The 17,450-nt window shown below is 63.9% G+C and carries 15 protein-coding genes; 5 read left to right on the forward strand and 10 right to left on the reverse strand.

Annotated elements, in window-relative coordinates; translation table 11 throughout:
* Nucleotides 1-97: 97 nt before the first annotated feature.
* From U1E20_RS11995 to dusB, 5 genes are read right to left on the reverse strand one after another with little or no spacing between them, the layout of a single operon-like run.
* Complete coding sequence (locus U1E20_RS11995; protein WP_409980857.1) at nucleotides 98-1,465, reverse strand: sigma-54-dependent transcriptional regulator; 1,368 nt, start codon at nucleotides 1,463-1,465, stop codon at nucleotides 98-100.
* A complete protein-coding gene (locus U1E20_RS12000) occupies nucleotides 1,465-3,753 on the reverse strand; it encodes an ATP-binding protein (RefSeq protein ID WP_409980858.1) in 2,289 nt (762 codons plus the stop codon). Before U1E20_RS12000 ends, U1E20_RS11995 begins: the two co-directional genes overlap by 1 nt.
* Before the next feature lie 54 nt (nucleotides 3,754-3,807).
* Nucleotides 3,808-5,277, reverse strand: coding sequence for a nitrogen regulation protein NR(I) (gene ntrC, locus U1E20_RS12005; RefSeq protein ID WP_409980859.1), 1,470 nt, complete (start codon nucleotides 5,275-5,277; stop codon nucleotides 3,808-3,810).
* Nucleotides 5,278-5,305: 28 nt separating this feature from the next.
* Nucleotides 5,306-6,478: a two-component system sensor histidine kinase NtrB gene (locus U1E20_RS12010; RefSeq protein WP_409980860.1), complete on the reverse strand. Its 1,173-nt coding sequence runs from the start codon at nucleotides 6,476-6,478 to the stop codon at nucleotides 5,306-5,308.
* Complete coding sequence (dusB, locus tag U1E20_RS12015) at nucleotides 6,475-7,419, reverse strand: tRNA dihydrouridine synthase DusB (protein WP_409981084.1); 945 nt, start codon at nucleotides 7,417-7,419, stop codon at nucleotides 6,475-6,477. Before dusB ends, U1E20_RS12010 begins: the two co-directional genes overlap by 4 nt.
* A gap of 192 nt (nucleotides 7,420-7,611) precedes the next feature.
* Here dusB and U1E20_RS12020 point away from each other — a divergent pair, with 192 nt between their 5' ends.
* On the forward strand, nucleotides 7,612-8,823 hold the full coding sequence (locus tag U1E20_RS12020; RefSeq protein WP_409980861.1) for a bifunctional 2-C-methyl-D-erythritol 4-phosphate cytidylyltransferase/2-C-methyl-D-erythritol 2,4-cyclodiphosphate synthase: 1,212 nt from the start codon (nucleotides 7,612-7,614) through the stop codon (nucleotides 8,821-8,823).
* A gap of 86 nt (nucleotides 8,824-8,909) precedes the next feature.
* Here U1E20_RS12020 and U1E20_RS12025 read toward each other — a convergent pair whose 3' ends face one another.
* Nucleotides 8,910-9,512, reverse strand: coding sequence for a glutathione S-transferase family protein (locus tag U1E20_RS12025; protein WP_409981085.1), 603 nt, complete (start codon nucleotides 9,510-9,512; stop codon nucleotides 8,910-8,912).
* On the opposite strand from U1E20_RS12025, the gene U1E20_RS12030 reads away from it, so the two are divergent.
* The 3 genes from U1E20_RS12030 (at nucleotide 9,414) to U1E20_RS12040 (ending at nucleotide 10,869) form a co-directional block, all read left to right on the forward strand.
* Nucleotides 9,414-9,734 (forward strand): hypothetical protein, encoded by a 321-nt coding sequence (locus U1E20_RS12030; RefSeq protein ID WP_409981096.1) that lies wholly within the window; start codon nucleotides 9,414-9,416, stop codon nucleotides 9,732-9,734. The genes U1E20_RS12025 and U1E20_RS12030 overlap by 99 nt on opposite strands.
* A 27-nt stretch (nucleotides 9,735-9,761) precedes the next feature.
* Nucleotides 9,762-10,187 (forward strand): alternative ribosome rescue aminoacyl-tRNA hydrolase ArfB, encoded by a 426-nt coding sequence (arfB, locus tag U1E20_RS12035; RefSeq protein ID WP_409980862.1) that lies wholly within the window; start codon nucleotides 9,762-9,764, stop codon nucleotides 10,185-10,187.
* Between the two features lie 184 nt (nucleotides 10,188-10,371).
* Nucleotides 10,372-10,869, forward strand: a complete 498-nt coding sequence (locus U1E20_RS12040) for a CinA family protein (RefSeq protein WP_409980863.1) — start codon at nucleotides 10,372-10,374, stop codon at nucleotides 10,867-10,869.
* 170 nt (nucleotides 10,870-11,039) lie between these two features.
* On the opposite strand, the gene U1E20_RS12045 is transcribed toward U1E20_RS12040, so the two are convergent.
* Nucleotides 11,040-11,513 carry a type II toxin-antitoxin system RatA family toxin gene (locus U1E20_RS12045; protein ID WP_409980864.1) on the reverse strand — a complete coding sequence of 158 codons (474 nt, stop codon included), beginning with the start codon at nucleotides 11,511-11,513 and terminating at the stop codon, nucleotides 11,040-11,042.
* Nucleotides 11,514-11,652: 139 nt separating this feature from the next.
* Here U1E20_RS12045 and U1E20_RS12050 point away from each other — a divergent pair, with 139 nt between their 5' ends.
* Nucleotides 11,653-12,147 carry a hypothetical protein gene (locus U1E20_RS12050; RefSeq protein WP_409981086.1) on the forward strand — a complete coding sequence of 165 codons (495 nt, stop codon included), beginning with the start codon at nucleotides 11,653-11,655 and terminating at the stop codon, nucleotides 12,145-12,147.
* A gap of 218 nt (nucleotides 12,148-12,365) precedes the next feature.
* Here the strand turns inward: U1E20_RS12050 and lipA are convergent, their stop codons facing one another.
* The 3 genes from lipA to dnaE form a co-directional block, all read right to left on the reverse strand.
* The gene (gene lipA / locus U1E20_RS12055; RefSeq protein ID WP_409980865.1) at nucleotides 12,366-13,346 is read right to left on the reverse strand and encodes a lipoyl synthase; all 981 of its coding nucleotides are present in this window, start codon (nucleotides 13,344-13,346) and stop codon (nucleotides 12,366-12,368) included.
* 36 nt (nucleotides 13,347-13,382) lie between these two features.
* On the reverse strand, nucleotides 13,383-13,724 hold the full coding sequence (locus tag U1E20_RS12060) for a hypothetical protein (RefSeq protein WP_409980866.1): 342 nt from the start codon (nucleotides 13,722-13,724) through the stop codon (nucleotides 13,383-13,385).
* A 188-nt stretch (nucleotides 13,725-13,912) separates the two neighbouring features.
* Nucleotides 13,913-17,374, reverse strand: coding sequence for a DNA polymerase III subunit alpha (gene dnaE / locus U1E20_RS12065; RefSeq protein WP_409980867.1), 3,462 nt, complete (start codon nucleotides 17,372-17,374; stop codon nucleotides 13,913-13,915).
* Nucleotides 17,375-17,450 lie beyond the last annotated feature (76 nt).

Consider the following 17,450-nt stretch of genomic DNA (forward strand, 5'->3'; position numbering starts at 1 on the left):
GGCGCCGTGAAGCCTCACTTCGACGCGAGCGAAACCTCCACCGCCCCGCGACGGCGCATAAAGACTTACATCAATTTGATTGTATATCTAATTGTTTTTATAACTCAACGGAGAGCGACTTAAGTTTTCGGTGTAAGGCCGAGCGCTCCATGCCAATGAACTCCGCCGTGCGGGAAATATTCCCGGAGAAGCGATTGAGCTGCGCCACGAGATATTCGCGCTCAAAGACTTCCCGCGCTTCCCTGAGCGGCAGGCTCATCAATTTTTCGCCGCGCACCCCCGCCGGCGTCGCCGGGACGAGTTCGCCAACGTCGGCGGGCAGCATTTCGGCGGTGATCGTCGCACCGGGATCGCCAGATGTGAGGATCATCAGCCGCTCGACATTATTCTTCAGCTGCCGGATGTTTCCTGGCCAGTCGTGCAACTGCAGGACGGCGAGCGCGTCTTCGGAGATTCGCCGGCGCGGCATGCCGGAAGCAAGCGACATATTCTCCATGAAATAGTTGATGAGCGAGGGAATGTCCTCGCGCCGTTCGGCGAGCGACGGCACCCGGATCGGCACCACGGCGAGGCGGTGGAACAGATCCTCGCGCAGGGTTCCCTCCTCGATCGCCGAAGCGAGATCGCGCGCCGAGGACGAGATGATGCGCACGTCGACCTGAACCTTGTTCGATCCGCCGACCCGCTGGAACGTCTGGTCGACCAGCACGCGCAGGATTTTCGCCTGAGTGTCCTTCGGCATATCGGCGATTTCGTCGAGGAACAGCGTTCCGCCATGCGCCTCTTCGAGCGCGCCGATCTTGCGCTCGCCGTCCGAGCCTTCCCGCCCGAACAGCTCGATCTCCATATTTTCCGGGGTGATCGTCGCCGAATTGATGACGACGAAGGGGCCGCCGGCGCGGTTCGACGCCTCGTGGATGCAGCGCGCGGCGAGTTCCTTGCCGGTGCCGGGCGCGCCGGTGATGAGCACGCGGGAGTTCACCGGCGCGACCCGGCCGATGAGCTGCTGCAACTGATGCGCCGCCGGGGAATCGCCGACGATGCGATCGAACGCCCCTGCCCGCTGGCGCAAGGCGGAAAGTTCGCGCCGCAGCTGATAGGCTTCGAGCGCGCGTTCGGCGACGAGCACCAGCCGGTCGGCCTTAAACGGCTTCTCGATGAAGTCGTAAGCGCCGATCTTGATCGCGCTGACCGCGGTTTCGATATTGCCGTGGCCGGAAATCATCACGACCGGCAAGCCCTTGTGCTGCTTTTGAACCTGTTCGAGCACCTGGAGCCCGTCGAGCCGGGACCCCTGCAGCCAGATGTCGAGAAAAACGAGATGCGGCCGCCGGCTGGCGATGGCGGCGAGCGCCTCGTCGGAGTCCTTGGCGGTTCGGACTCCATGCCCCTCGTCCTTCAGAATTCCAGCGACGAGTTCTCTGATGTCCTCTTCGTCGTCGACGATCAAAATATCGGTGGCCATTATTCCCCGCTCTGCCCCGCATCGCTTGCATGCGCCGCTGTAGCGGCCGCCTCGCCGCGCGCCGCGTGCGACTCTTCCTTTGAGGATGCTTCTGCGGCAAGCGGCACGATAAGCCTGACGCAGGCGCCCCGACCCGACGGCGCATCCAGCAGCTCCAGCCGGCCTCCGTGATCCTCGATGATTTTGGCGACGATCGGCAGGCCCAGACCCGTGCCGTCCGATCGCGTCGTCATATAGGGTTCAAGCAGGCGCTGCCGGTTCATCGCCGGGAAGCCCTTACCATTGTCGATCACGTCGATTTCGGCCATGCGATCGCGCACATCCAATTTGATTTCGATTCTTCCCTTTTCTTGAGCGTCTTTTTCTTCGCGTGCGGCGACTCCTTCGACGGCGTTCTTAACGATATTGGTCAGCGCCTGCGACAGCAAGCGGCGATCGAACTGCGCGATAACCGGCGTCTCCGGCAAATCTTCGACAATGTCGATATCGGCGTTGCCGACGCGCATGAGGAAGGTCACCTGCCGAATGCATTCGTTAAGATCGTCGCGCTCCGGGCGCGCCTTCGGCATACGCGCAAAGGATGAAAACTCGTCGACCATCCGCTTGATGTCGTCGACCTGGCGCACGATCGTATCCGTGCACTGATCGAAAATGTCGCGGTCCTCCTGAATCACCTTGCCGTATTTGCGGCGCAGCCGTTCCGCCGAAAGCTGGATCGGCGTCAGCGGATTCTTGATCTCATGAGCGATGCGCCGCGCCACATCCGCCCAGGCGGAGGTGCGCTGCGCCATCACGAGGTCGGTGATGTCGTCGAGCGTCACCACAAAGTTGTGTTGTCCGGCGTCGGCGCGCGCCGAGGTGACTCTGACATTCAGGGTGCGCTCCGCGACGCCGCGCTTGAGAGTGATCTGGCTTTGCACGGCGCGCGGGAAGACCTCGGCCGCGTCTTTCAGGATCGGCGCGATTTCCGGCAGCACCGACGCCACCGAGGCGCCAACCGTCGCCTGCCCCTTGGCGTCCGCGAGCGAAAGTTCCTCGGCCGAGCGATTCAAGATGGTCACGACGCTGTCCGAATCGACGCCCATCACCGCCACCGGAACGCCGGCGAGCACCGCCTCGGTGAATTCGCGACGCTCGTCATTGATGCGATTGGCCTCGATCAGCCGACTCTGCTGAAGATTGAGCTCGGTCGTCATATTGTTGAAGACGTCGCCGAGCCGCGCCAATTCGCCGTGCTGCCGGTCGACATTGACGCGTACGTCGAGATTGCCCGCCGACACTTCGTCGGTCGCGGCGATGAGGTCGCGGATCGGCGTCACCAGACGGTCGGCGAAGTCTAAACCAAACCAGATCGACGACAGCAGCATGATGGTCGTCAGGAACGCATACATCAGCACGAAAGCGCGCTGCACGGCGGCGCGATAGCCGTCGAAAGCGTCGTAGCTGCTGATGAGGCTTTGCGCCTGTTTGGGAAATTCCACCGCGATCGGGTCGATCGGACGCGTGACGTAAAGAAAAGTGTCCTGAAAGGCGCTGAGCGCGCGCAGCGCCACGAAGCTCTTGCCCTCATCGATGACGAGGCACAGGGGCTCGCCACGCCGCGCATCGTCGAAGTCGGATTTGGGCGGGGCGATAATGATCGAAGAAGCATTCTGCGCCACGTCGATCCGGTCGAGAATTTCGCCGTTAGATTTCACCAGGGCGGCGACCGAAAAGCCCAGGAAATAGGCCCGAGACTGGAAGATCTGGTGAAAATAGGGCCGGTCGGAATTGTAGAGAATGCTGGCGCGATCGAGATCCGAGGCGGTGAGCTGCGCCTCCTGCAGCAACGCCCGGCACTGGCTTTCGCGAAACACGGCTGCGGCTTCGGCGGTGTTGTGGACGAACACCTTGACGCTGGACATGAAGGCAGGGTTGAGGACCCGCTCCAGCGTCAAGGAGCCGGCGACCGCCAACAGAATTGCTGGAATCAGGGCGATAACCGAGAAATAGCCAACCGTGCGCACATGAAGGCGCGCCGCCGCCTCGCCGCGTCGCCAGACGCGGTAGAGGCGCCACGCCTTGACCAGCACCATCGCCAGCAGGACGCCGACGAACACGCCATTGACGACGAGCAGCGGCAGCAGCCGATTGTCCGTCGGCGACAGCGCGCCGAACTCCGCCACGACGGAAAAGGTGGCCAAAGCACAGCCGACGGCGCCGATCACAACGATCGGGCCGAACCAGCTACGAAACGGCGATGCGCCTTTCGATCGTGGCGGAGAAGCCGAGTCTCCGGTCAGGGCCATGGCGCCTGTATAGGCTGCGCCCGCGCCGCTTGCAATTGAACCTCCGGCAAGTCGCTACCTAGGCGAGCGCATCAGCCGAATATCAAGATCATTGACCTTCTTGCGCAACGTGTTGCGGTTCAGGCCGAGCAGTTCCGCGGCCTTGATTTGATTGCCGCGAGTCGCCGCAAGCGCTGCCGACACCAGCGGAATTTCGATCTCGCGAATGATGCGGTGGTAAAGGCCGGGCGGCGGCAACTGGTCGCCATAATCGCGAAACAGCTTTGCGAGGTGCAATTCGACCGACGTCGAAAGAGTCTGTCCGTCCGGCGATTCCTGCGACGGCGCGGCGGCGGAAGCGATCTTCTCGGGCTCGGTCTGGCGAAGCTCATGTTCGAGCTCCGCTTCGACCAGTTGGTCGGAAATGACTTCCTGAGGATGCAGGGCGGCGAGCCGGCGAATGAGATTCTCAAGTTCGCGGATATTTCCCGGCCAGCGGTATTTCTTCATCCGGTCGAGCGCCGGCTGCTCGATATATTTCTGCGGCAGCCCCTCGTTCGCCGCCACTTTGAAGAAGTGATGGACGAGGTCGGGAATGTCCTCGGCGCGTTCGCGCAGCGGCGGCAAGCGCAGCGGCACGACATTGAGCCGGAAATAGAGGTCCTCGCGGAACAGGCCTTGCTGGATGAGGATGCGAAGGTCCTTATTGGTCGCGGCGATGATCCGGACATTGGTCTTGATCGGCGTCCGACCGCCAACGGTCGTATATTCGCCCTGCTGCAGCACCCGCAGCAGCCTAGTTTGCGCCTCCATCGGCATGTCGCCGATTTCGTCGAGAAACAGCGTGCCGCCCTCGGCCTGTTCGAAACGGCCGGCCGACCGCTGATTGGCGCCGGTGAAGGCGCCCTTCTCATGGCCGAAGAGTTCGCTCTCGATCAGATCGCGCGGGATCGCCGCCATATTGACGGCGACGAAAGGTCCCTTCTTGCGCTTTCCATAATCATGCAGGGCGCGGGCGACCAGCTCCTTGCCGGTGCCGGACTCGCCATTGATCATCACCGTCAGGTCGGTCTGCATCAATCGCGCCAGCGACCGATAGATTTCCTGCATCGCCTGGGAGCGGCCGACGAGCGGCATCCCCTCGATTTCCTCATGCCCGTCATGTTCCGGCTGTCGGCGCGGCTCGGCCATGGCGCGCCCGACGATGCCGACAAGCTCCTTGAGATCGAAGGGCTTGGGCAGATAGTCATAGGCGCCCCGCTCCGACGCTCGGATCGCGGTCATGAAAGTGTTCTGGGCGCTCATGACGATGATCGGCAGCTCCGGACGCAACTTCTTGATCCGTGGCAGCAACTCGAAGGCGTTCTCGTCCGGCATGACGACGTCGGTGACGACGAGGTCGCCCTCGCCCGATTGCACCCAGCGCCACAGCGTCGCCGCCGCGCCGGTGGTGCGCACCTCATAGCCCGCGCGCGACAACGCCTGGGCGACGACTGTGCGGATGGAGGCGTCGTCGTCAGCGACGAGAATCTCTCCTCGCGTCATTGTTCGGTTCTCCCGCGCCTGCGAGATATCATGCACGCCGTTCCTCGCGTTGTTCTGGCCGTTTCGCCCTAAACATCGGCATCAGCACCCGAAACGTCGTGCGTCTGGGGAGGGACTCGCACTCCACAATGCCGCCGTGGTCGTTGACGATCTTCGCAACTAGTGCAAGTCCGAGGCCAGTTCCCGTAGATTTTGTCGTCACAAAGGGATCAAAAAGATGCGCCGCGATGTCCTCGGGGACGCCGGGTCCATTGTCGCGCACGCAAAATTCCAGCGGCAGTCCGATCGGGCTTTTCTCGCCCAGCGCGCGCAGGCTGACCCCCGGCCGGAACGCGGTTGAGAGTTCGATTTCGCCGTCGACCGCCTCGCCGACCGCCTCGGCCGCGTTCTTCACCAGATTGAGAAAGGCCTGCACCAGCTGATCGCGGTTGGCGAAAACCCCGGGCAGCGAAGGATCGTAATTTTCGATGAAGCGGATGTTGCGCGCGAATCCGCTTTGCGCGACGCGCTTCACATGGTCGAGCACCGAATGGATATTGACCTGCTCGCGCTGCAGCGGCCGCGCATCGGAAAAAACCTCCATCCGGTCGACGAGACGCACGATCCGATCGGTTTCTTCGCAAATCAGCCTTGTCAGCGCGCGATCCTGATCGCCGAGCGAGGATTCGAGCAGTTGTGCGGCGCCGCGAATGCCGGACAGCGGATTCTTGATTTCATGCGCCAACATCGACGCCAGCCCCGAAACGGAGCGGACAGCGCCGCGATGCGTCAACTGTCTGTCTATTTTGTCGGCAATTGTTCGCTCCTGGAGCATGACAAGCACCAGCCCGTCGCCCTCGGGCAGCGGCGCGCAGTGAACGTCGACGCGCCGGTCACCGTCCTGGCCCGGCCGGCCGAGATCGACCTTGTATTCATTGATCGTCGCGCCGCGCTCGCGGACCTGGTCGATGAGCGCGGTCAGCGGCGATCCGAACGGCAGCAGCCGATCGAGCGACTGGCCGATGAGCAAGGGCTTGCCGAGTTCGAAGAAGACCTCTGCGGCGGCGTTGGCGTCTTCGATGACGCCGTCGCGGGCGACGGTCAGGATCGGATTGGGCAAGGCCTCGAGCATGCAGGATCGGCCCGCCTCATTGATGATTTTGAGCGGCTCGAAACTCGCGCAATGCGCGCCGTTCCGGCGCGGGCGATCAGTAAGGCTCATGCCGCTTTCCCCTGCTCCACAGGCGCGCCTCCTAAGAATATCAATTCGATCAGCCGCACCGCCTCGTCGGGCGACTCCGTCGTGACAAGGGCGCGGCGCGCGTCAGCCGCCGTCGGCCGCCCCCAGCGATCGACATAGGCGGCAAGATGCTTGCGCGCATGTCTTAGACCCGCCGACGCGCCCATCGACGCCACGAGGCCTGAGAGATGTTCGCGCGCGATTGCCGCGCGCTGCGCCGGCGTCGGCGGCGCACGTTTTTTGCCGGTCCTCAAGAAATGCGCGATGTCGCCGACGATCCAGGGCTGACCGATCGCCCCCCGCCCGATCATCACCCCATCGGCGCGCGATGATTCCAGCATTGCGGCGGCGTCCTCTTCACCGGCGCAGTCGCCATTGGCGATCACCGGGATTCGCACGGCCTCCTTCACCACCGCGATCGCCCGCCAGTCGGCCCGGCCAGAATAGAACTGCTGCCGCGTGCGGCCGTGAACGGTGATCATCGCGGCGCCTTCGGCCTCAGCCCGACGCGCCAGCTCGGCCGCGTTGCGGCTCGCGTCGTCCCATCCCAACCGCATTTTAACGGTGAACGGCACGCATATTGCCTCACGAGCTGCGGAGATGAGCCGCGCCGCCTGATCGAGATCGCGCATCAGCGCGGCGCCAGCGAGGCCCCCGGTGACGCGCTTGCAAGGACAGCCCATGTTGATATCGACCCAGTCAGCCCCAGCGGCTTCGGCGCATCGCGCCGCCGCCGCGATTTCCTCCGGCGCGCGCGCGGCGATCTGAATGACCCGCGGGCCCTCGCCGGCGCGCGCCAGGCGCATCGACGTTTCGCGATCGCCGCGAGCGACGCCGGCCGCCGTCACCATCTCGCTCACCGTCGCCGAAGCCCCGAGGCGGAAGGCGATGCGACGCATGGCGGGATCGGTCACGCCAGCCATCGGCGCCAGCAGCGCGCGGCCGGTCAATGCGATCCCGTCAATGTTCAAAGGCGAAGACGAAAGGCCAACGCCTAGATTTTCGGCAATTGCCATCTTGCCCACATCATAAGCAGTTCTCTTCGCACTTGCAACATAGCATTTCCAGTCCCGCCGCCATTTGACGGCGAACGGGAAAACCGACACAGAGCGGCCATGGGCGCCGCTCCAGAAGATCCGTCGATCGCCATTCTCATCGTCGCCGGCGGGCGAGGGTCGCGGGCCGGAGACGGCCTGCCGAAACAATATCGACCGATCGCCGGAAAAACACTGCTCGCTCGTACGCTGGAGGGGCTGCGCGCCGCGGCGCCCGAGGCTGCGCTGAAGGTCGTCATCCATCGCGACGATTTCAACCAGTATCAAGCGAGCGCGGCCGAGCTTTCGCCTTCCGACCAAGCCCGTCTTTTGCCCCCCGCCTTTGGCGGGGCGACGCGGCAGGACAGCGTCAGGAACGGCCTCGAGGCGCTCGCCGCCGAGGGCGCGCCCGACATCGTGCTGATCCATGACGCCGCGCGTCCCTTCGCCGACGCCGCGCTGGTCGCGCGCGCGATTGAAGCGGCGGCGATGCATGGCGCCGCCGCCCCCGGCGTGGCGCTCGCCGACACGGTCAAGGAGATCGACGCGGCCGGGGCCGTGGTGGCGACTCCGGAGCGGGCGCGGCTTCGCGCCGTGCAGACGCCGCAGTCGTTTCGCTTCGATCTCATCTTGAAGGCGCATCGCGCCGCGGCGGCCGGCGGACGCGAATACACCGACGACGCCATGGTGGCCGAAGCGGCCGGTGCGAAAGTGCATATTTTCGACGGCGACGCCGCAAATTTCAAACTCACCACGCAACAGGATTTCGCCCGCGCCATGGAGCTTTTGAAGCAGCCCGCCTTCGCCGACCTGCCGGATATACGCATGGGTCAGGGCTATGACGTCCACGCCTTCGGCGCCGGCGACGCGGTCATTCTCGGCGGCGTCGCGATTCCGCACAGCCATGGCCTCGCCGGCCATTCCGACGCCGATGTTCTGTCGCATGCGATCACCGACGCGATTCTCGGCGCCATCGCCGAAGGCGACATCGGCGCGCATTTCCCGCCCTCCGATCCGCAATGGAAAGGCGCCGCGTCGTCGATCTTTCTGGCGCGCGCCTGCGAACTGGTGCGCGAGCGCGGCGGCGCCATCGCCAATGTCGACGCCACCATCATCTGCGAAGCGCCGAAAATCGGCCCGCACCGCGAGCGCATTCGCGAAAGCCTCGCCGCGATCATGGGAGTCGAGATGGGCCGCGTGGCGATCAAGGCGACGACGACCGAGCGGCTGGGCTTTACCGGTAGGCAGGAAGGCATGGCGGCGCTGGCGATCGCGACGGTAAGACTGCCGTGAACGCGTTGCGAAAAATGCGTTGCGTCCATTCTTCTTTGTCGTAGCCGCTCCACGCAAATATTTCAGAATTGGAACGCTAAACGTCCTCAACCCGCCGTCGGGCCGCCGGCGTTGATCGCCAATTGCGCGGCGAAAGCCCGCTTATAGGCGGCCCGCGCTTCGCCGCGCGCGACATAGGCAGCCAGGTTCGGAAATTCGTTCAGAATTCCCGATGATTTCAGCCTGAGCAGCACGGACACCATCATTAGGTCGCCCGCGCTAAAGGCGCCGTCGAGCCAGTCGGCGTCGCCCAGACGAGCGGAAAGTTGTTTCAGCCGGCTGCGCACACGATCCTCGACAAGAGGCATACGCTCCTTATGCCAAGGCTTGTCGGCTTCGATTATTCTGGCGGTTGCAAGTTCAAGGATGGGAGGCTCAACAGTGTTGAGCGCAGCAAATATCCATGTGATCGCGCGCGCCCGCGCATTCGCGTCGTCGGGGAGCAAGCGCCCATAGCGTTCGGCGATGTGGAAGACGATCGACCCTGTCTCAAACAAGGAAAGTTCGTCTTCTTCATAGGTTGGAATCTGGCCGAAAGGGTGAAGCGCCACATGCGCAGGCTCCTTGAGCGCATGGAACGAAACAAGGCGAACCCCGTAGGGTTGGCTCGCTTCTTCGAGCGCCCAGCGAACACGCGTATCACGCGCCAGCCCCGCGCCTCCATCGGGCGACCGTTCGAAAACTGTAATGGTGATGGTCAACGTAAGGTTTCTCCCAAGAGCTCGCCGCTTTTCTCAGCGCATCTTGTGGGAAACGACAATGAAAATCTGGCGACTGGACATTCCTTCGTCGGTCGCGGTGGGAAAAACAAGCTGTTCGACGCCTTCTCGCTCGCTGTCACAGTGCTGCTTGAGGCCCGCTATCTGCTATAAAGGCGCCTCACATTATCGAGGGCCGACATGATCCCCGTGACCGATCGAATCGCGCTCCACGAATGGGAGATCTTGGAGGAATTCGCGCGCGCCTCGGGGCCGGGCGGCCAGAATGTGCAGAAGGTCGAAACCGCGGTGCGGCTGCGCTTCGATCTCAGCGCTTCCCCCTCTCTTAGCGATGATGTGAAAGCGCGGCTGGCGCGCCTCGCTGGCCGGCGCCTGACCAAGGATGGGGTGATCCTGATCGAGGCGCAGCGCTTTCGCACCCAGGAGCGCAACCGGGCGGACGCGCTTGATCGCCTCATCGAACTCATTCGCGCCGCCGCCATCCCGCCGCCCCCGCCCCGGAAAAAGACCAGGCCGACGCTCGGCTCGAAGCTGCGGCGGCTCGCCGGCAAGAAGCAGCGCGGCGACGTGAAGGCGCTGCGCGCCAAACCGGCTGGCGACGTATGATGCGAATTCCGGCCGATCGGCTCGCTTCGACATTGTCATTCCCGCAAGCCGAAGGCCTGACCGGGAATCCAGAGTCGATCCAACAATGCTGGTCGTGCTCTGGATTCCCGATCGCGCTTCGCGCGTCGGGAATGACAAGCGAGCTTATTACAAGATACGTCATGCGTATTTAACGAGATACGTAATGTATCAAAATACGATATACGTAAAAGCTAAAGACCTCCTCGACGCGGCGCGCGCCAAGGGATTGCGCGTGGCGACGGCGGAATCCTGCACCGGCGGGCTCGTCGCCGCCGCGCTGACCGAAATACCCGGCTCGTCCGACGTGTTCGAGCGCGGCTTCGTCACCTATTCCAATGAAGCAAAGCGCGGCATGCTCGGCCTTCCCTGGCCGCTCATCGAGCGTCACGGCGCGGTGAGCGCCGAGGTCGCCCGCGCCATGGCGCTTGGCGCGATCGATCGATCGCTCGCCGACGTCGCCGTCGCGGTGACGGGCGTCGCGGGCCCAGGCGGCGGTTCGGCGGAAAAGCCGGTGGGCTTCGTTCATTTCGCCTGCGCGCGGCGCGGCGGCGGCGTCGACCATATCGAGCGGCGCTTCGGCTCCCTGTCCCGATCCGACATTCGAGCCGCCTCGGTTGCGCAGGCGCTCGACCTTCTCATGAAGGCCGTCGCGGCCGCTTAGACGGCGCCGCGAATTAAACGCCAACCACTCGAGCCGGGGAGGCTCGCGGTCCGCAATGCGCCAACCACGCGCGTCTGGAGGCTCGCGGTCCGTGATGCGCCGCGCTTGGACCGTGAGCCTCCAGGCTCTCCAAAACTCCAGCGACCGGTTCAGCTCTTTGATGGCGTCCCTTAGCGACGGCGGCCGTAAACTTCGTCGGCGCGCTTGGCGAAGGCGTCGGCGTATTTGTGAAAGGCCCGATCGAACATCGCGCCCATCACCAGACCGAGCGCCGCGCTCTTAAATTCATAAGCGATGAAGAAGTCGACCGTCGACCGCGGCGCGTTTTCGCTCGCTCCCGGCTCGTCGCGAAAGGTCCAGCGATTGTCGAGCTTTCGAAACGGCCCCTCGGCGCAATCGACCCTGATCTCGAGCTTGTTGGAGTCGCAGCGGACTTGGCTCACATAGCGTTCGCAGATCGCCTTGAAGCCGACCTGCATTTCGACGAGCAACAATTCGACGCCCGGCGACGGTTCCGAGCGACGGCGAATTCGGATCGCTTCGCAAAGCGGCACGAATTGCGGATAGGAGTCGACGTTGCCGACCAGCGCGAACATTTCTTTTGCGCTGTGGGGCACATGGCGGCGGTTGCGGAAGCTCTTCATGAGGCCAAGCTTCTAATTCATCGACGCGGCGGCGGCAAAAGCCTGAATTCGCGCGGCTGGAACAATCCCGCCGGAGCGCAGGTTTAATCGACGCGTTCTCGCTGGCTCCCGATAGGCGCATGAGCCGATGGAGGAAATGATGGCGGACAAATCCAATTTTACGGCCGATGAGTGGAAGAAAGTCCTGGAGTCGCCGCTGCTGGCTGGTTTCGCGGTCAGCGCCGGCGATCCCAGCGGCTTTATCGGGACATTGCAGGAGGGGTTCGCTAGCGCCAAGGCCCTGGCCGCCGCCAAATCCGATCCGAACGCCGACGCGCTGATCAAGGCGGTCGTCAATGATCTCCTAACCGCGGACGGACGCGCCGCCGCGCGCGAAGGCGTCAAGAATGTCGTCGACGGCGCCAAAGTCGACGAGTTCAAGGATCGCGCGCTTAGCGAATTGCGCCGCACCGCCTCGATCCTCGATTCCAAGGCGCCGAGCGAGTCGAAAGCCTTCAAGGCCTGGCTCAACCATATCGCCGATCTCGTCGCCGAGGCCGGCACCGAGGGCGGGTTTCTTGGCTTTGGCGGCGTGAAGGTCAGCGACGCCGAACGCGCGACGCTCGCGGAAATTTCCACGGCGCTGGGGGCGTGAGTTACCGTGCCGCCGCGCCCGTTCCATGTCCCTCCCCCGCTTCGCAAACCGGGCGCTCCCGGTTTGCGCATCTTTTCCGAAGTCGGCAATGGCCGACTTCGGATGGGAGAAGGGACGCTAACGAACTGCGTTAGCGGGTTGTCGATGAAGCGTCGACTCCGCTCCCTCTCCCGCGAAGCGGGGGAGGGTTGGGGTGGGGGCTTCGCCCGCGCGATCCACTATCCTTCCGCGAGCCTCTCCCCGCGCGCCGCGCGCAATTTCGCGAAATCGTCGCCGGCGTGGTGCGACGAACGGGTCAGCGGCGAGGACGCCACGTAAAGAAAGCCTTTGGCGTAGGCGAGCGTCTTATAGGAGTCGAACTCCTCGGGCGTCACGAAGCGCTCGATCGGATGGTGCTTGCGGGTCGGCTGCAGATATTGGCCGATGGTGATGAAATCGATCTCCGCCGAGCGCATGTCGTCCATGACCTGCATCACTTCGATGCGGCTTTCGCCGAGCCCGACCATGATTCCCGATTTGGTGAACAGCGACGGGTTCAGCTCCTTGGCGCGCTGGAGCAGCCGCAGCGAGTGGAAATAGCGCGCCCCCGGCCGCACCGTGACATAGAGCGACGGCACGGTTTCGAGATTGTGGTTGAAAACATCCGGTCCCGCCGCGACGACACGCTCCAGCGCTCCGGGCTTTCTGAAAAAGTCGGGCGTCAGCACTTCGATCGTCGTCCCTGGACAGGTCGAGCGGATGGCGGCGATGGTTTCGGCGAAATGGCCGGCCCCGCCGTCATCGAGATCGTCGCGGTCGACCGAGGTGACGACGACATGGGAGAGCCCAAGCGCCCGGGTCGCTTCGGCCACCCTGCCCGGTTCGGTCGGATCGAGCGGCGCCGGCAATCCCGTCGCGACATTGCAGAAGGCGCAGGCGCGGGTGCAGACCTCACCCATGATCATGAAGGTCGCGTGTTTCTTCTCCCAGCATTCGCCGATGTTGGGACAGGCCGCCTCCTGGCAGACGGTCGAAAGACCCGCGCCCTTCAACAGGCCGCTGGTTTCAGCCCAGGCCTTGGAGCCCGGCGCCTTGACCCTGATCCAGGGCGGCTTGCGCAGAATCGGCGCGTCGGGACGGCCAGCCTTTTCCGGATGGCGCAAAGACGACGCGCCCTGCTTCTTGCGGGGGTCGTCATTCAAGAGATCGAGCACGGTCAAAGGGGGAGAGTCTCCTCTCTGACCAAGCTAGGCGCGTCAGTGATGAACCGCAATGTCCCCGGCGGTCCCATCCAGGTAATGCCAGGCGCGCCAGACAAGACAGAACAGCGCCGCGCCGATCGCGCCCACGGCCAGCACGGCGTCGGCGCCGCGGGGCCCGACTCCCATGCGAACTGCGACCTCGGCGGCAAGCCACGCGCCGGTGACCCCGGCGAGCAGCAGAGCGCCCAGCCGACAGTCGACCCGTTCAGCCAAATGGGCGAATTGCGAGAGTTTCGTCGCACACCAGCCGATGACGCCCCCAATGAACATGAGGGCAACGAACTGCGCATTAGGCGCGCCGATGACAGTAGCTGCGGCGGAGAGCGTCGCGTCCATGGATGCCTCCTGCGAGTAAGGACGATCGCATTTTACGCTGACGTGCACTCAACGAATTTGTCGGGTCTTTGTTCCGAACCTTCCACAGAAAACAACCGAACCCCGAGAATGGCGACTTTATAAAAATGTCTATATATAAATAAATCATAATCTTATATATTACACTTATTGTTTAAGTTGAGATATCGCTAAAGATATTCGACCTCCAGCACGCCGGGTATCGCGCGCAGCGCGCCGGCGACTTCCGGACTGACCGAATAGGTTCCAGGCAGCCGAATTTCGATTTCTTCCTGTCCCGCGTCGCGCTTCAGAAGGATCGACACTTCGCCCTCGCCGCGTCCGCTCAGCCGAGTCTTGATCCGATCGAGCGGGCTCTCGTCGCCGACGACGACCCGCAGCCCCTTCTGCGCGCGGGCCGCCGCGGCGGCGAGCGGCTCGACCGTCACGATGCGGGCGCGCACGTCCTCGCCCTCGACGGCTGCTGAGAGCGTGACCAGCACCGCCGCGCCCTTTTCCAAAAGATCGCGAAATTGCGTCAGCCCCTCCTGGAAGAGGATCGCTTCATATTGTCCGCTGACGTCGGAAAGCTGCACGATCCCCATTTTCGAGCCGGATTTGGTGCGCCGCTCGGCGCGATCGAGAACCACCGCGGCCAGCCGGCCGGCGGTCGCGCCGCGCTTGACCGAGGCTGCAAATTCGCTCCAGCGCGACACGCGCAGCTTCGGCATGAGACTGGCGTAGGCGTCGAGCGGGTGGCCCGAAAGAAAGAAGCCGGCGGCCTCATATTCGCGCCGCAGGGTCTCCGCGGCCGGCCAGGGCGGCGTTTTGGGAACCGCGAGGTCCGAAGGCTCAGCCTCGCCGAACAGCGCATTCTGCCCCGCCTTGCGGTCCTCGACGTGGCGGTTAGCGGCGGCGAGCATCGGCTCGATCGCGGCGAAGGCCCGCGCCCGATTGGGCTCGATCTCGTCGAAGGCGCCGCAGGCGGCAAGACTCTCCAGCGTCTTCTTGTTTACTTCGCGCGGGTTCAGTCTTCTCGCGACATCGGCGAGGCTGGCGAATTGGCGCTCGCCCCGCGCGCGCACCAGCGACTCGGCCTGCCCCTCGCCGACGCCCTTGATCGCCGAAAGCGCGTAGCGGATCGCGAGCGCTCCTTCGGCGCCGGCGGAGACGTCGAAATCCACCCCCGATCGGTTGATCGACGGCGGCTCGACGGAAAGACCGATCCGCCGCGCCTCGTCGCGAAATTCGGCGAGCTTGTCGGTCTGGCTTTTATCGAAGGTCATCGAGGCGGCGAGGAATTCCGCCGGATAATGGGCCTTCAAATAGGCCGTCTGATAGGTGATGAAGGCGTATGGCGCCGAGTGCGATTTGTTGAAGCCATATTCGGCGAATTTGGCGCAGGCGTCGAAAATCGCGTCGGCGGTGGATTTGGCGATGCCATGCGCGGTCGCGCCGGAGACGAAGCGCTCGCGCTGCGAATCCATCTCCGCCTTGATCTTCTTGCCCATGGCGCGGCGCAGAATATCGGCCTGTCCGAGACTGTAGCCGGCGAGGTCCTTGGCGATCTGCTGCACCTGCTCCTGATAGGTGATGACGCCGAAGGTCTCCTTGAGGATCGGCTCGAGTTCGGGATGGTCATATTCGATCGGCTCGTCGCCGAGCTTGCGGGCGCAATAGGTCGGGATGTTGGCCATCGGGCCCGGCCGATAAAGCGCGACAAGGGCAATGAGGTCCTCGAACCGGTCGGGGCGCATGTCGACCAGCGCCTTTTTCATCCCGGCGCTTTCCACCTGGAACAGGCCGACGGTCTCGCCGCGCCGCAGCAGTTCGAAGGTCGGCTCGTCGTCGAGCGGAATGGCGGTGGGATTGAGCGAAATCCCGCGCTTTTCGAGGAGCGAGACGCAGGTCGAGATGACGGTCAGCGTCTTCAGCCCGAGAAAGTCGAATTTCACCAGGCCCGCCGGCTCCACCCATTTCATGTTGAACTGGGTCGCCGGCATGTCGGATTTCGGGTCGCGATAGAGCGGCGTCACCTCATGCAGCGGCCGGTCGCCGATCACGACGCCGGCGGCATGGGTGGAGGCGTTGGAATAGAGCCCTTCGAGCGAGCCGGCGATTTTAAACAGGCGGCGGACGCGCTCGTCCTCCTCCACCGCCTCGCGCAATTTCTGCTCGCTCGCCAGCGCCTCGGCGAGAGTGACCGGCTTCGCGGGGTTTTGGGGGACGAGCTTGGCGAGCTTGTCGACCTGACCGAGCGGCATTTCCAGCACGCGGCCGACGCTGCGCAGAACGCCGCGCGCCAGAAAAGAGCCAAATGTGATGATCTGCGCGACGCGGTCCGCGCCATAGCGCTCGCGCACATAGTCGATCACCTCGCCGCGCCGCGACTGGCAGAAGTCCACGTCGAAATCCGGCATCGAGGTTCGTTCGGGATTGAGAAAGCGCTCGAAGAACAGACCGAAGCGGATAGGGTCGAGGTCGGTGATGGTCAGCGCATAGGCGACGAGCGATCCGGCGCCCGAGCCGCGGCCCGGACCGACCGGAATGCCCTTGGATTTGGCGAATTTGATGAAATCCGAAACGATCAGGAAGTAGCCGGGAAAACGCATTTTCTCGATGACCGAAAGCTCGAATTCGAGCCGGGCGCAATAGTCCTCGCGCGTTCGGCCAGCCGCCGGACCATGCGCTTCGAGGCGCTGTTCAAGCCCTTCCGCCGCCTGTCGACGCAGCTCCTGCGCCTCGATCTCGTCGAGCGAAAGCCCGTCGCGCGTCTCCTGGACGAAGCGCGGCATGATCGGCTTGCGGGTCTGCGGCCTGAAGCTGGCGCGACGGGCGATTTCCAGCGTATTGGCGGTCGCCTCCTGAAGATCGCCGAAAAGCGCGCCCATCTGCGCGCGGGTCTTGAAATAATGCTCCGGCGAAACCCGTCGCCTGGCGTCGACGCTCGCCACCGCGCCTTCGGCGATGCAGAGCAGCGCGTCATGGGCCTCGAAATCGGCGGGCTGGGCGAAATAGGCTTCGTTGGTCGCGACCAGCGGCAGTCCGCGACGATAGGCGAGGTCGACCAATTGCGGCTCGACCTCCCGCTCGGCCGGCAGATTGTGCCGCTGGATTTCGACATAGAGCCGGTCGCCATAGAGACGTTCGAGCGCGGCGAGGCGCGCGCGCGCCTCCTCCGGAACGCCCCTCGCGAGCGCCCGGTCCAAGGCGCCTTCCGGTCCGCCGGTCAACACGATCAGATCCAACGCGTCGGCGGCGAGCGCCTCGAGCGTCAAATGCGGCTCGTCGCCCTGTTCCGTGTCGAGAAAGGCGCGCGACGCGAGCCGCATGAGATTGCGATATCCGGCCTCGGTTTTGGCAAGGAGAACGATATTGCCGAAGCGATCGTCCCTCGCCGCGCCCGCCGCGCCCTTCCCATCGCCGAAATCGACGCGCAGCTGCGCGCCGGCGATCGGCTGAATGCCGGCCTTTGCCGCCTTTTCCGAAAACTCGAGGGCCGCGAAGAGATTATTGGTGTCGGTTACGGCGAGCGCCGGCTGCTCGTCGCGCGCCGCAAGGTCGATGAGCTTGCCAAGCGCCAGCGCGCCCTCGCGCAGCGAATAGGCGGTGTGAACATGCAGATGAACGAAGCCGGCGTCGGCGGCTGGCATAGTCTGGCGCCTGACTGGGACATGGCGGAATCGCGATGAATGTTACAGTCTCGCGACCGCGCGCGAAACGCCGCCC

It is taken from the genome of Methylocystis sp., assembly GCF_046349115.1.
Lineage (GTDB): Bacteria > Pseudomonadota > Alphaproteobacteria > Rhizobiales > Beijerinckiaceae > Methylocystis.